The 13,258-nt window shown below is 70.9% G+C and carries 12 protein-coding genes; 6 read left to right on the top strand and 6 right to left on the bottom strand.

Going from position 1 to position 13,258, the window contains the following annotated elements; translation table 11 throughout:
* The first annotated feature begins 6 nt into the window (after positions 1-6).
* A complete protein-coding gene (locus tag AC5P09_RS36165) occupies positions 7-1,290 on the top strand; it encodes a cytochrome P450 (RefSeq protein ID WP_493877943.1) in 1,284 nt (427 codons plus the stop codon).
* A 404-nt stretch (positions 1,291-1,694) separates the two neighbouring features.
* On the opposite strand, the gene AC5P09_RS36160 is transcribed toward AC5P09_RS36165, so the two are convergent.
* Positions 1,695-2,492, bottom strand: coding sequence for a lipase family protein (locus AC5P09_RS36160; RefSeq protein ID WP_493877942.1), 798 nt, complete (start codon positions 2,490-2,492; stop codon positions 1,695-1,697).
* Positions 2,493-3,131: 639 nt separating this feature from the next.
* Positions 3,132-3,974 carry a CocE/NonD family hydrolase gene (locus AC5P09_RS36155; RefSeq protein WP_493877941.1) on the bottom strand — a complete coding sequence of 281 codons (843 nt, stop codon included), beginning with the start codon at positions 3,972-3,974 and terminating at the stop codon, positions 3,132-3,134.
* Positions 3,975-4,425: 451 nt separating this feature from the next.
* On the opposite strand from AC5P09_RS36155, the gene AC5P09_RS36150 reads away from it, so the two are divergent.
* Complete coding sequence (locus tag AC5P09_RS36150; protein ID WP_493877940.1) at positions 4,426-4,599, top strand: transposase; 174 nt, start codon at positions 4,426-4,428, stop codon at positions 4,597-4,599.
* A gap of 130 nt (positions 4,600-4,729) precedes the next feature.
* Here the strand turns inward: AC5P09_RS36150 and AC5P09_RS36145 are convergent, their stop codons facing one another.
* On the bottom strand, positions 4,730-5,920 hold the full coding sequence (locus tag AC5P09_RS36145) for a sensor histidine kinase (protein WP_493877939.1): 1,191 nt from the start codon (positions 5,918-5,920) through the stop codon (positions 4,730-4,732).
* Positions 5,901-6,554 carry a response regulator transcription factor gene (locus tag AC5P09_RS36140; protein WP_493877938.1) on the bottom strand — a complete coding sequence of 218 codons (654 nt, stop codon included), beginning with the start codon at positions 6,552-6,554 and terminating at the stop codon, positions 5,901-5,903. The genes AC5P09_RS36145 and AC5P09_RS36140 overlap by 20 nt, the downstream gene beginning before the upstream one ends.
* A gap of 111 nt (positions 6,555-6,665) precedes the next feature.
* Between AC5P09_RS36140 and AC5P09_RS36135 the strand changes: the two genes are divergently transcribed.
* Genes AC5P09_RS36135 through AC5P09_RS36120 form a run of 4 tightly spaced genes read left to right on the top strand, consistent with a single transcriptional unit; the run spans position 6,666 to position 10,496 of the window.
* Positions 6,666-7,235: a hypothetical protein gene (locus AC5P09_RS36135; protein WP_493877937.1), complete on the top strand. Its 570-nt coding sequence runs from the start codon at positions 6,666-6,668 to the stop codon at positions 7,233-7,235.
* Complete coding sequence (locus AC5P09_RS36130; RefSeq protein ID WP_493877936.1) at positions 7,232-8,563, top strand: peptidoglycan-binding protein; 1,332 nt, start codon at positions 7,232-7,234, stop codon at positions 8,561-8,563. The genes AC5P09_RS36135 and AC5P09_RS36130 overlap by 4 nt, the downstream gene beginning before the upstream one ends.
* On the top strand, positions 8,560-9,276 hold the full coding sequence (locus AC5P09_RS36125) for an ABC transporter ATP-binding protein (protein WP_493877935.1): 717 nt from the start codon (positions 8,560-8,562) through the stop codon (positions 9,274-9,276). The genes AC5P09_RS36130 and AC5P09_RS36125 overlap by 4 nt, the downstream gene beginning before the upstream one ends.
* Positions 9,277-9,323: 47 nt before the next feature.
* Positions 9,324-10,496 carry an ABC transporter permease gene (locus AC5P09_RS36120; protein WP_493877934.1) on the top strand — a complete coding sequence of 391 codons (1,173 nt, stop codon included), beginning with the start codon at positions 9,324-9,326 and terminating at the stop codon, positions 10,494-10,496.
* 136 nt (positions 10,497-10,632) lie between these two features.
* Here the strand turns inward: AC5P09_RS36120 and AC5P09_RS36115 are convergent, their stop codons facing one another.
* Both AC5P09_RS36115 and AC5P09_RS36110 read right to left on the bottom strand, forming a co-directional pair.
* Positions 10,633-11,841, bottom strand: a complete 1,209-nt coding sequence (locus AC5P09_RS36115) for a prephenate dehydrogenase (protein WP_493877933.1) — start codon at positions 11,839-11,841, stop codon at positions 10,633-10,635.
* Entirely contained in the window at positions 11,838-13,169 is a 1,332-nt protein-coding gene (locus tag AC5P09_RS36110; protein WP_493877932.1) for an aminotransferase-like domain-containing protein, read from the bottom strand. The genes AC5P09_RS36115 and AC5P09_RS36110 overlap by 4 nt, the downstream gene beginning before the upstream one ends.
* Positions 13,170-13,258 lie beyond the last annotated feature (89 nt).

Genomic DNA, 13,258 nt, shown 5'->3' with positions numbered 1-13,258 from the left:
CCGGCCGTGAATTCCCCGGCTCTGGACGCGTCCGCACCCGGTGCGGACGACGCGGGCGATCCGCTCGGGCTGCTCGATCTCTTCGGCGACGCCTTTGTTCGCAACCCCTACCCTTCACTGGACGCACTGCGCGTGCAGACACCGGTACATCACGATCACGCCACCGGGCTCTGGTTGGTCAGCCGCCACCGGGACATACGCCAGGTGCTGCTCGACCCGGACGCCTTCCGTCCGGACAACGCCCAGAACGCCATCACCCCGCTGCCGGTCGACGTGCTGCGGGTATTCGCCCGGGCCGGCTTCAACCTCCCACCGGCGCTGGCCAACAACGGCACCCCGAGCCATCCCGGACTGCGCCGGGTGGTCACCCGGTTCTTCAACGCCCGGCGCGTCGCGGCCGCCGTACCGGTGATCGAGCGCATCGCCGACGAACTGCTCGCCGCGGCAAGGGAACGGATCGACACCTCGGGCGGCGGCGACCTGTTCACGTCCTTCGCCCAGGCCCTCCCGTGCCGTGTTCTGATGGAGCTCCTGGGCATCGACGGCGTCTCCCCGGCCACGCTGATCCGCTGGAGCGACGCCTCGCTGGAGCTGTTCTGGGGCCGGCCGACCCCGCAGCGCCAGCGGGAACTGGCGACGCTCGTGGTCGAGTTCCACCAGTGGCTGACCCGGACCATGACCAACGGCACGGCCTCGCCCGACTCCTTCGTCGGAGGCCTGGCGGACCATCGTCTGCCTGACGGCAAGCCGCTCGACGTGGGGATGGCGGTCGCGGCATGCTTCTTTGTCTTCGTCGCCGGGCAGTCCACCACCGGGCAGCTCATCGCTACCGTGCTGCGCCGGGCCCTGGCCGAGCCAGGTGTGTGGTCCCGCGTCGCCCATGAGGAGGGCCTGGCCCAGGCGTGGGTGGAGGAGGTACTGCGGCGTGAGCCGCCGGTGACCACTTGGCGAAGGGTCACCGCGCGCCCGGTCGAACTGGGTGGGGCGGACCTGCCCGCGGGTGCGCAGCTGCTTCTGATGCTCATGGGCAGCGGATCGGACCCGGAGGTCTTCACCTCTCCGGAGCGAATGTGCCCGCACCGGGCCAACGTCCGGCAGCACCTGGCTTTCGGTGCGGGCCGCCACCGCTGCCCGGGCGCGTCCCTGGCGCGGACGGAGGCGGCCGTGGCACTCCGGGCAGCCGCTCGCCACCTGCCACGGGTGCAGCTTGCGGTAGGAGAGGCGGGCGCCCCGATGCTCGGCCTGCTGTCCTTCCGGGCACCCATGCGGGTAGCAGTGGAACAGCCATAGTGGTGCCGCCGCAGCCGCGCCAGCCGCCAGTACCTCAGCCGCCTCGCCCGACGGCCATGCCGCCCACCCAGACCTGACAATACGTTCCGCGGCCGCAGCCCAGGGCACAGGAGACGGTCGGCACTACGCCGGCGGCGATGGCAGGCATCGAGGGGTGTCCGGCCACAGCAGCACGAGGTCGGCGCACTTGCCCGGGGTGATGGAGCCGATCCGGTTTGCCATGCCTCGCGCCTCCGCGAGAACCTCGAAACCAGCCTCCGCGAATTGGGCCGCAGACCTCGGGTAAGCGGCTCGTCTACGTTCTCGCTGCCCACTGCGGCTGATCGCACGGCTTCTCCGGGCGAGCGCGCCCCTTCTCGAGATCGCCTCCAGGCACCCTGAGGGCTCGTGTCCGCTCGCCGTTGTCAGCCCAGGCCCACTTCGTGGCAGCCCGTGGGGGTGGGTCCGCCGGTCAGCCGGTCGACGAGCCACTGCACACCACGCGGGTGTCCGAGGACGCCGGCGGAGAGGTGTTCGGCCCCGGTGAGCGCATCGAACTGCACGGACTGTCCGCGTGCGCACCAGTCGTGGTAGAGCTTGGAGCCCTGGCTGAATGGAACGACCGTGTCCGACGTGCCGTGGTAGACGTAGGCCGGGGCGCCGGGCTTCCTCGTGCCGAGCCTGGACGCCGCGAAGCGTTTCTGCCACTGGGGGTCGGCGAGGACGTCGGGCTGGGTGACGTCGCCGGTGGTGAGGGTGCCGAACGTCAGGAAGTCCTCGAAGCCGCAGCTGTTCTCGACGCGCTCGACGGCCCGCTCACCCTCGGGCGTGAGCCGGGAGGCGAGCTTGAGTTCCGGATTCGCGTGATCGAGACCGACGAGTGCGGCCAAGGCGAAGCCGGCGCCCGCGGTGGGATTGCCGTTGAGGTGGTTGATCTCGGTCAGCATGTCGGCGGGGACCCCGCCCGCGAGCACACCCTTGAGCCTGAGCTCGGGGGCGTAGTCGCGCTGGAGTTCGGCGGCCCAGCCCGCCCCTTGACCGCCCTGCGAGTAACCCGAGATCCCGACCGGCGACTGCTCGGACACGCCCGAGCCCTCGATGCGCTGAGCGGCGCGCAGCGCGTCCAGCACCGCGTACCCCTCGGGGCGCCCGACGAGATACGACGGCAGGCCGGGCGTGCCCTGACCCTCGTAGTCCGTGACGACCACGGAGACGCCGTGCACGAGGAGCTCCTCGTATTCCGGCAACGAGTATTCCGGGCTTGCGGGGTTCGCCTCCAGCAGGTCCGCCTGCCTGGAGGGCGCGCACTTCGGCGAGTCCCCGCGTCCCGGGCGCCTCCCCCACGAGGGGGTTGTCGTCGCCCGGGCCCTGGTCGAGCGGGGTGAGCAGAAGGCCCGTGACCGCGATCCGTCCGCCCTGGTTGTCTGTCGACAGGTACATGATCTGCTGGACGCGGGCGTCCGGAACGGACGACGTCAGGACGTCCCGGGTGCGGATGACGTCGCCCGGCTTACCGGGCGGCAGGGGAGACGGCGGCGAGTAGAACGCGTCCGCGCTCTCCTGGTCCTGGTTCTGGTTCCGGCAGTTGTCCTCGTCCTCGTCTGTGTTCGTATACGTCGTAGAGACATCGGCTCGCCCTTGTCCGTGCGGGTGGTTTGTGCGGACCGTGGCAATCCGCCGACCGTATCGACGGCAGCGCACTCCGCAGCCCGGGTCTGAACGTCGGCGTCGAACGTGCCTGCTCCGCCCTCGAGGTCGGCACCCGTGCAGAAACCGTGGCCCGCACCCGTCGTCAGCACGACGCGCACGTCGTCGTCAGCATCGGCCACTTCGAAGGCGGCCAAGAGCTCACGGGCCATCCTTCACGACGGGACGACCGGGAGGACGATGCGGGAGGGCCGTGCGGCGTCGTGCGCGATCTCCTGGCGGGCCGGGCGCAAGTCCTTTCCGCTGTCGAGGGGTTCGCCGGTGTTGAGGCTGCGGTCCCAGCGGGGGAAGTTGCTGGAGGTGACGTGGACGCGCAGGCAGTGGCCGGCGCGGAACACGTAGCTGGTGGACCATAGGTCGACGGCGTGTTCGGTGAACTCGCCCGGCGTGGTGTCCGCCCGCACGATCCCGTCGACGACGTTGACGGACACGCCCTTGGGGTCGACGTCGCAAAGGCGGACCACCCAGTCCGTCGTCGGGGCGTCGGTCGCGGCGTGGACGAAGGCGCGGACGCGCCCGCTGACCTCCAGGTCGTCGGCCGGGGGCTCGGTGGTGTAAACGAGGACGTCCGGCCGGGCCTCCACCCGGGCCTGGTCGAGCGGACCCGCCGTGAACTCACTGGACATCAGCAGCGCGCCGCCCGTCGTGGGCACTGGGTCGGCCGGGTCGTGGACGTACGTGTCGCTGCCCTCGTCATCCGGGGAGTCGAAGGTGAGCCCGCCGTCGGCGCGCAGGAACAGGTCCGTGTCGACGGCGCGGGCCAACGGGCACTCCTGCTCCTCGCGCCACTGGTTCGTCCCCATGACAAAGAGCAGCACGGGGGGCAGCTCCGGCCCCGACGAGGCGGCGTCCGGGGTGAGCCACTGCCGGAACCACGCGCTCTGGACGTCGGTGAGTGTGCCGCGGAAGCCCAGGAGGTCGGCGCTCGATGCCATCCCGAAGTACTGCAGCTCCAGCGCCGGATCCGCCGCTACAACGCGGACACCGACGGGCCACACGGAGACATCGTGGCTCTGGCCCTCGACACCTGGCTTCGGGCGCAGGGCTATCCGCCAGACCTCACCTCGCCACAGACCGACGGGTATCGCTCGCGCTGATTTGCACAGGGTCACACACTGATCGATGCGGGACCAGAGGCATGTCTCGGACCATCATCAGCACCACATAGGCAGTTCCAGGCCCACCCACCGGGCCGCCAAGTCGATGACCTTCGCCTCCTGCACCTGTTCGACAGCCCTCGCATCGTATGCCGCGTCAACTCGCCGCCTCGCCCTGCTCCCACGGTGTCAGAACCGCCACGTCGAGGCCACAGAGGCCTCTACGATGTCGGTTCAGCCCGACGGTCTTCTGGAGCACCATGCGCCTCGCACACATCAGAACCGACAACTAGCCACCGATCGCGTATCGAGCCGGAAGTGAGCGACGGTCGCCTCACCTTGGCCCGGACTTATGCCAGTCCAGGGAAGGGCTCCATGTGGGTGGTCAAGAGGGTGCCCAGTGATCATCGCGGAGACAAGCGGCGACGTGGCTCGGTTCACCTCCGCCAGACACCTCGCCGCCTCGGCCGGGGTCTGCCCCGGCCACCAAAGGAGCCCTCGGCCTGGCCGCCTTCGGAGCCGGTGAGAACCAACAACACCTACCTGCAGGCCCGTTACAAGCGGCTGACCGCCCGGCGCGGCCCGCTCAGGACCCTGGTCACCGTCGAGCACTCGATCATCACCGCGGTCTGGCACATGCTCACCGACAACGTCCATCAGGGCACGAGCATCTCGTGCGGTTCGTCGATGCGGCGGGGGAAGGCGACGGTGATGTCGAGTCCGCCCTCCGGTCCCTGCTCGGTGATGATCCGGGCCCGGTGGGCGCTGGCGATCGCCGCGACGATCGACAGCCCGAGGCCGTGGCCGTCGGCGCGCGCGGAGCGGTGGCCGAGCCGCTGGAAGGGCTGGTACAGCGAGGGGATGGCCTCCCGCGGGACCACCGGTCCGCTGTTCACGACTCGCACGGTGGGCACCCCGCCCTCAAGACCGGTGGTCACCCGGATCCAGCCGTCGTGATGGGTGTAGCGCTGGGCGTTGCCGACCAAGTTGGTCAGCAGCCGTTCCACGAGGCTGGTGCTGCCCTCGGTCGCGGCGGGGGCGAGCGTGACGTCCAGGGTGACGTCCTCGGGGCGGGTGGGCGCGAGGTTGTCGAGCACGTCGGTGACGACCTCGGCGAGGTCCAGCGGCTCGGTCCGGAAGACCCCGCTCTGGCTGCTCGCCAGGGTCAGCAGCGCGTCGATCAGCTGGTTCTGGTCCTCGCCGATGGCCAGGGTCCGCTCGCACACCGCCCGCAGAGCCTTCACGTCCGGGTCCGGCTTGCTGAGCGCGACCTCGATGACCGTACGTTGCAGGGTCAGCGGGGTGCGCAGTTCGTGCGAGGCGTTGGCGACGAACCGTCTCTGTGCGTCGAAGGCGGCGTCCAGGCGGGCGAGCAGCCCGTCGAAGGTGTCGCCGAGGTTCTTCAGTTCGTCGTCGGCGGGGCCGGGCATCGCGAGCCGCTCGTGCAGATTGTGCGCCGAGATGCGCCGGGCCCGTTCCGTCATCACGCGTACGGGCCGCAGCACTCGCCCTGCCATCAGCCAGCCCAGCCCACCGGAGACACCGGTCATGACGCCGAGCGCGATCCCGGATCGGGTGAGCAGCGTGCGCTGTGCCTCCTGACGCTGGCGGTCGGCGACGTACGAGATCTGGCCCGAGATCTCCTGCACCGCCGGGTTGCGCGAGGCGTCCAAGGTGGTGATCTTGGTGCCTTTGGAGGCGGGGCTCTGCACGACCAGGAGGTAGGTGACCGCGAGCAGCGTGGCGCCGGAGACGAGGAACAGCGTCCCGTAGAGGAGGGTGAGCCGGAGCCGGGCCGACCAGCGGATGCGGAACCGGCCGGCGGGCTCAGATGCGGTAGCCGACATGCGGCACCGTCTCGATCACGGGCGGGTCGCCGAGCTTGCGGCGCAGCCGGCTGATGGTCACCTTCACGGTGTTGGTGAACGGGTCGGTGGCGTCGTCCCAGGCCCGTTCGAGCAGTTCCTCCGCGGACACCACCGCGCCCCGCGCGGCCAGCAGCAGCTCCAGTACGGCCATCTCCTTGGGCGACAGGTCGAGTTGGCGTCCGCCGCGCCAGGCGGTGTGCTCGGCGGGCGACAGCGACAGATCGTCGTGGGTGAGCACCGGGGGCACGGCGGGGTGCGCGCGCCGAGCGAGGGCTCGGATCCGCGCCACCAGCTCGGCGAAGGCGAACGGCTTGGTCAGGTAGTCGTCGGCGCCCAGGCTCAGTCCGTCGACCCGGTCGGCGACGGTGGAGGAGGCCGTGAGCATGAGGATGCGGGCCCCGCAGCCGTGCTTGATCAGCGCACGGCAGACCTCGTCGCCGTGCATCACCGGCAGGTCCCGGTCGAGCACGATCACGTGGTAGTCGTACACCGTGGCCTGCTCCAGCGCCTGTTGGCCGTCCAGCGCCAGGTCGATGGCCATGCCTTCCTGCCGCAGTCCGGCGGCGATCGTCTCGGCGAGTTCGAGATGGTCGTCGACAATCAGCACTCTCATGCTGGTCAGGATGCCTTGGGTGGCATAACAGGGGAATAACGCGTGGGGAGGATGACAGCGGTGGACGCGGTGTTCCCCGCGTGTAACCGCGCCCGGCGTACAACTCCGAACATGTTCTCCACACACCGTCGCGCCCTGATCGGGCGCGCGCTTCTTCCCGTATCCCTGCTCCTCACGGGCGCGCTGATCAGCGGCTGTTCCGATGAGTCCAACGCGGCCTCCGGCGATGAGCCGAGCTCGAGCTCCTCCGGGTCGGCGAACAGCTCGTTCGACCAGGCTCTGGAATTCGCCGAGTGCATGCGCGCGGAGGGCGTGCCCGAATTCCCCGACCCGCAGCAGGCCGACGGCGGTGTCCGCATGGATGCGGGCGGCGTCGACACCAACTCACCCGAGTTCCAGGGCGCCATGGAGGCCTGTCGCGACAAGGCCCCGCAGGCCGAGGGCCAGGGCCAGGGCGGTGAGCCGCTCGATCCGACGAAGGTCGCCGCCTGGGCGGAGTGCATCCGCGAGAACGGCGTGCCGAACTTCCCGGATCCCGAGATCAACGGCGGCCAGATGGCTCTCGACTTCGCCGGCGCCGGCCTGAGCATGGGCGACCCCGCCTTCCAGAAGGCCCGTTCCGCGTGCCAGGACAAGTGGCCCGGCGGCAGCATGATGATTCAGGGCGGCGGAGGCCAGTGACCACGCAGGACGAGACGGAACACCTACCGGCCGTCGTGGAGCCCGGTGGTTCCCCGGCGGTTTCGGACGACGCGGAGCGGACACCGGACGTCGCCGAGAAGGCGGCACAGCCGGCGGAGACCGAGGAGGCGGCGGAGACCGAGAAGGCCGGCCGCCCACCGGAGGACCGGCGCAGGAGCCGCATCCGCCGCAGGGCCCTCACCCTGGTGATCGCCATCGCCGTGGCCGCCGCTGCGGGCCTCGCCGCCACCGGCACGTTCAGCGGTGACGACGGGCCGACGGCGCAGGCTGCCCCCGACGGGCCGGCCGCGACGACGACGGTCCGGCAGATGACGCTTACTAGCACCGAGACCGTGGACGGCACCCTGGGCCACGGCGAGCCGACCGTCGTCACCGACGGCTCCGCCACCGCCCCGTCCGGGCAGGCGGGGCAGAACGGGCAGGGCGGCGACAGCCAGGCCGCCGCCGACGGCGAGTTCGTCACCTGGGTGCCCGGCGAGGGCGACACGCTCGAACGCGGCGACACCGTCTACCGGGTCAACGAGCGCAAGGTTCCCCTGTTGTACGGGTCCATCCCCTTCTACCGCACGCTGGAGTCCGGCAGCGAGGGCACCGACGTGCGGATGCTGGAGCGCAATCTCGCCGATCTGGGTTATGACGGCTTCGAGGTGAACGACGAGTACACCTCGGCCACCGCCCAGGCGGTCCAGGAGTGGCAGGACGACCTCAACGCCGAGGAGACCGGGACCGTAGGGCCCGGGGACGCCGTGGTCGCGTCGGGGGCTCGGCGGGTCACGGAGCTGAAGACCTCGCCCGGCGCGGTGGCCGGCGGCGAGGTGCTGACCTGGACGGGCACCGAGCGGATCGTCTCCATGGACCTGGACCCGCAGCACGAGGCCCTGGTGAAGGAGGGCTCCAAGGCCACGGTCCGGCTCCCGGACGGCAGCACCGTGGTGGGCGAGGTCACCGACATCGGCACCCCGGGCAACGGCTCGGCCGGCTCCGGGACCGGAGCCGGCGCCGAGAGCCAGGGCGCGGACGAAGCCACCCTTCCGGTCCAGCTGAAGATCAAGGACCAGAAGAAGCTGGGCCGCTACCAGGCCGCGTCCGTCGACGTGATCCTGGAGGCCGACAGCCGCCGGGACGTGCTCGCGGTGCCGGTCAACGCGCTCATGGCTCGGCCGGGCGGCGGCTACACCCTGGAGACGCCGACCACCGGTGGCGGCAGCGAGATGGTCCCGGTGGAGTTGGGGATGTTCGCCAACGGCCTGGTCGAAGTGAAGGGCTCGGGCATCAAGGAAGGCATGACCGTGGGGGTGCCCAAGTGACGGCTCCCGTGGTCGAGTTGACGGGCGTCTCCCAGCGGTACGGGGAGGTCGTCGCGCTGGCCGACGCGAATCTGGTGATCGGGCGCGGTGAACTGGTCGCGATCGTGGGGCCGTCCGGGTCCGGGAAGTCGACCATGCTCAACATCATGGGCACGCTGAGCCGCCCTACCTCCGGGCAGGTCCGGGTCGACGGCCACGCCGTCGAGGAGCTGAGCGACCGCGAGCTGTCGGCGCTGCGCGCCGGCACGATCGGCTTCGTGTTCCAGCAGTTCCATCTGACCTCCGGTATCCCGGTGCTGGACAGCGTGGCCGACGGGCTGCTGTACAGCGGAACTCCGCGCGCCAAGCGGCGTCGGCTCGCCGAGGCGGCGCTGCGCCGGGTGGGTCTGGGGCACCGCCTGTACCACGAGCCGCACCAGCTCTCCGGCGGTGAGAAGCAGCGGGTCGCGATCGCCCGTGCGGTGCTCGGCGATCCGCCACTGCTGCTGGCCGACGAGCCGACCGGCGCGCTCGACTCCCGGTCCGGCGCGACCGTGCTGGAGCTGCTGCACGAGCTGAACGAGGCCGGCACCACGGTCGTCGTCATCACGCACGACCGGGATGTCGCCGCGTCCCTGCCGCGCGAGGTACGGCTCAAGGACGGGCGGATCCAGCACGACTCGGCCATCGCCGGCCAGGAGCTGGCGGCCCTCACGTCCGGAGCGGAGCGGTGAAGGGGTTCGTGCGGCGCGCAACCGGCCCTCGCCCTCAACCGGCCCGGATGAGCCCCGCCGACGTCCTGCGAGTGGGCGGGTACGGGCTGCGCGCCCGGCCCATGCGGGTCTTCCTGTCCGCGCTCGGCATCGCCATCGGCATCGCGGCGATGGTGGGCGTGGTGGGCATCTCCACGTCCAGCACGGAGGACCTGGACCGGCGGCTGAGCGCTCTGGGCACCAATCTGCTGTCCGTCACACCGGGGCCGTCGCTCAGCGGCGACGCCTCTCATCTGCCGAGCGAGTCGGTCCAGATGGTGGGCAACATCCCGGACGTGGAGTCGGTGACGGCGCTCGGCAAGGTCGACGCCAAGGTCTACCGCAACGACCACATCCCCGAGGCCGAGACCAGCGGAATCGCCGTCAACGCGGCGAAGACCAACCTGCCCGAGACGACCGGCGCGAAGCTGACCGACGGCCGCTGGCTGAACGCGGCCAACGACCGCTACCCGTCCGTCGTTCTCGGCCCCCGCGCCGCCGAACAGCTCGGTGTGCACCGGGCCGGAGCCGACATCCAGGTGTGGCTCGGCGACCGCTGGTTCACCGTGATCGGACTGCTCGCGCCCAACGAGCTGACCCCGGAACTGGACACCCAGGCGCTGGTCGGCTGGCCCTACGCGGAGGAGAACCTGGGTTTCGACGGCTACCCGACGGTGATCCACCTGCGGGCCGTGGAGGAGCACGTCTCCGACGTGCAGGCCATCCTCGGGGCCACCGCCAACCCGGAGAAGCCCGACGAGGTGGCCGTCTCCCGGCCCTCCGACGCGCTCGCCGCGAAGGAGGCCACGGACGACACCCTGAGCGGACTGCTCCTCGGACTCGGCGCGGTGGCGCTGCTGGTCGGCGGCGTCGGTGTGGCCAACACCATGGTCATCTCCGTGCTGGAGCGCCGCCCCGAGATCGGTCTGCGCCGCTCACTGGGGGCCACGCGCGGCCAGATCCGCAACCAGTTTCTGTGCGAGTCGCAGCTGCTGTCCCTGCTCGGCGGCATTGGCGGGGTGGCAGTGGGGATCGCGGTGACCATCGGCTATGCCTCGTATCAGGGCTGGCCGTCGGTCGTTCCGGTCTGGGCCATGGCCGGCGGCATCGGCTCGACGTTGCTCATCGGCGCGCTGGCGGGCTTCTATCCGGCGGTGCGCGCGGCCCGGCTGCCTCCGACGGAGGCGCTGGCCACACCCTGATCACCGGTGGCCCTCGACATCCCCCGCGAGGGCACGGTGCCGGGTCCGGACCTGACCGGACCCGTACCCTCCCCGGCCCCTCGGCCGGGGAGGGTTCTGGATGTATCGCGGGGAGGCCGCCGAGAACGGCTTGCGGTCACACGGGGTTGCCGACGAGAGCGGGTCCGGTCTCGACCCGTACGTCGTCCTCGCCCAGGACGTCGCCGGGCACACGGCCTTCCGGTACGCCGACCTCGCGCCCGCCGTCCTCGTGGACCACGTCCCACCCCGCGGCGGCCAGCTTCTCCCCCAGGGTGTCCGCCTCGGTCGGGTCGAGCTCGAACCGGATGACCAGGGGTCCGTCCGGGCCGTGGGGGGCGACCGGCGCGGCGACCGTGTCGGGGCCGGCGCCGAATCCGGCCGCGGCGTCGAGGAGCCGGGCGAGTTCGCCGGGACGTTCAGCGATGGTGACGTCGACACGGGCGGTGTCTGCGGCGAGCGGCCCGGATGCCGGGGCGGGCAGCGCCTCCAGCGCGGCGATGCCGCGTTCCAGCAGGCCGGTGAGGTTCCGCAGGCTCTGCGCCCGGTTCCGCGGATCCCGCGCCGACAGGTCCCTCACCGCCGTGAGCAGTTCGGTGAGGTCGCCCTGGAGGGCGGTGAGGACGCCGGCGACCTCGGCGGCGTTGCTCTCGATGATGTCGGTCCACAGCCGGGCCTCGCCGCGGGCGATCCGGGTGGCGTCCCGGAAGCCCTGGCCGACGAGGAGCGCGGTGACCGGCGACCGGCCGTCGAGCCGTGCGGCGACCAGGCTGGCCATGACGTGCGGGGCGTGGGAGGTGAGCGCCACCGTCTCGTCGTGGGCCGCGCTCTGCATGACCGTGGGCACGCCTCCGCACAGGGCGATCAGGTCCAGGGCCCGGTCGAAGGCGGGCTTGGAGGTGAGCCGGGAGGGGGTGAGCACCCACACCCGGCCGCGGAAGAGATCGGGGCGCGCGGCGAGCGGCCCCGAGCGCTCACGGCCGGCCAGCGGGTGGCCGCCGACGAAGTGCGTGGGCCGCGGGGCGCGGGCCAGCACGTCGCGCTCCGGGCCGGCCTTGACGCTGGCCACGTCCGTGTAACTCCGCGCCAGGCCCCGTGCCTGTTGTTCCGAGAGCACGTCGGCGACCTTGCTCGGGGGTACGGCGAGCACCGCGAGGTCCACCGGTTCCGCGGGCGGCTGTGCGGTGCCGGCGCCGAGCAACTCGGCGGTGCGCACCGCGGACGGGTCGGAGTCGAGGAGGTGGACGGTGACGCCGCGCTGGGCGGCGGCGAGCGCCACCGAGGTGCCGATCAGTCCGGTGCCGACGACGGCCAGGGAGCGGATCACGAGACCGCCCCGGTGCCGACGCCGGCCGTGGTGGTGCCGGGCAGGCGTGAGGTGACGGCGGCGGCCAGCCGGTCGAGCCCTTCCTCGATCCGCTCCGGCGTCAAGGTGCTGATCGACAGCCGCAGTTGGCTGGACTCGGTGCCCGCTCCGAAGAAGTGGTGCATGGGCGTGAACAGCACGCCGTGCTCGCGCCCCGCGTACTCCAGAAACGCGTCGTCCACGGTGAACGGCACGGTGACGACGACGAAGAACCCGCCGTCGGGCTCGTTCCAGGTCACCCCGTCGCAGTCCCGGAACCGCTTGGCGAGCCCTTCCAGAACCTGGGTCAGATTGCCGTGGTACACGGCGGTTTCCCTGGCGTTGGCGGCCACCAGGCTGAAGTCGTTGGCGATCAGCTTGCCGCCGATGACGGCCTGGGCGATCGGTGAGGTGTTCACCGTCAGCATGCTCTTGATCTTCGACAGCTCGTCGGCGAGCAGTCCGTCGCCCACCGGCTGGTCGGCGACCGCGAATCCGACCCGCGCGCCCGCGACGCCGCTCTTGGCGAAGGAGCCCAGGTAGACGACCCGGCCCTCGGTGTCGAGCGACTTCAGCGTGGGCGGGCGCCGGTCCGGGGTGTGGTGGAACAGTCCGTAGGGGTTGTCCTCCAGCAGCAAGAGCCGCTCCGACGCGGCGATCTCCAGCAAACGGTGGCGGTCGGCGACGGTCATGCTGACGCCGATCGGGTTGGCGAAGTCCGGCGTGACGTAGCAGGCGCGCACGCGGCGGCCGGCGTCACGCGCGGCGCGCAGCAGGCACACCAACTCCCCCAGGTCCAGGCCGTGTTCCCCGGAGGGCACCGGCAGCACCGGTAGATCGGTGAGCAGGGCGGCACCGGTGAGACCGACGTAGGTGGGAGACGGGGCGAGCAGCGCGTCCCGGTCGTCGGCTCGCAGGGCGCGCAGCACCAGGAACAGCGCCTCCTGGAAGCCGACCGTGACGACGATGGAACGCGGGTCCGCGTCGATGCCCTCGTCGACGGCGAGGTTGCGGGCGATCAGCTCGGCGATGACGCCCTTGGTGTCGCCGTACTGGAAAAGGGTGCGGGAGACCTGGTGTTCCGTCATTCCCCGGTCACTTCGCAGATAGCCCGTGAACACCTTCAGGTATTCGTGGAGCTGATCGGTGTCGAAGAATCCCTCGTAGGGCCGGCCGGCCGCGAACGATATTGCCTCCGGATAACTTCCGGAAATATTGTTCAGCAGATTCATCGACTCCATGGACGCAGCGGTGAGCGAGGCGTGCAGCGGCTCCGAACTCAATTCCGCAAGTTTTTCCCTGATCTGCATGGGGGTCAGTATCACGTACTTTGCCAGCTGCGACAACGCCGCTTCTTTGACACTCGCGAGGCGGCCCTGACCAGCGTCTTCTGATGCGC

The organism is Streptomyces sp. a15 (assembly GCF_059026085.1).
The sequence above is the reverse complement of the archived record's forward strand: the minus strand, read 5'-3'. Positions and strand labels throughout refer to the sequence as shown.

Excerpts from the sequence above, each read along its gene's own strand:
- AC5P09_RS36135 (WP_493877937.1), top strand. The coding sequence starts at position 6,666 with ATGTTCTCCACACACCGTCGCGCCCTGATCGGGCGCGCGCTTCTTCCC.
- AC5P09_RS36110 (WP_493877932.1), bottom strand. The coding sequence starts at position 13,169 with ATGCAGATCAGGGAAAAACTTGCGGAATTGAGTTCGGAGCCGCTGCAC.
- AC5P09_RS36140 (WP_493877938.1), bottom strand. The coding sequence starts at position 6,554 with ATGAGAGTGCTGATTGTCGACGACCATCTCGAACTCGCCGAGACGATC.
- AC5P09_RS36145 (WP_493877939.1), bottom strand. The coding sequence starts at position 5,920 with ATGTCGGCTACCGCATCTGAGCCCGCCGGCCGGTTCCGCATCCGCTGG.
- AC5P09_RS36120 (WP_493877934.1), top strand. The coding sequence starts at position 9,324 with ATGAGCCCCGCCGACGTCCTGCGAGTGGGCGGGTACGGGCTGCGCGCC.
- AC5P09_RS36150 (WP_493877940.1), top strand. The coding sequence starts at position 4,426 with ATGCCAGTCCAGGGAAGGGCTCCATGTGGGTGGTCAAGAGGGTGCCCA.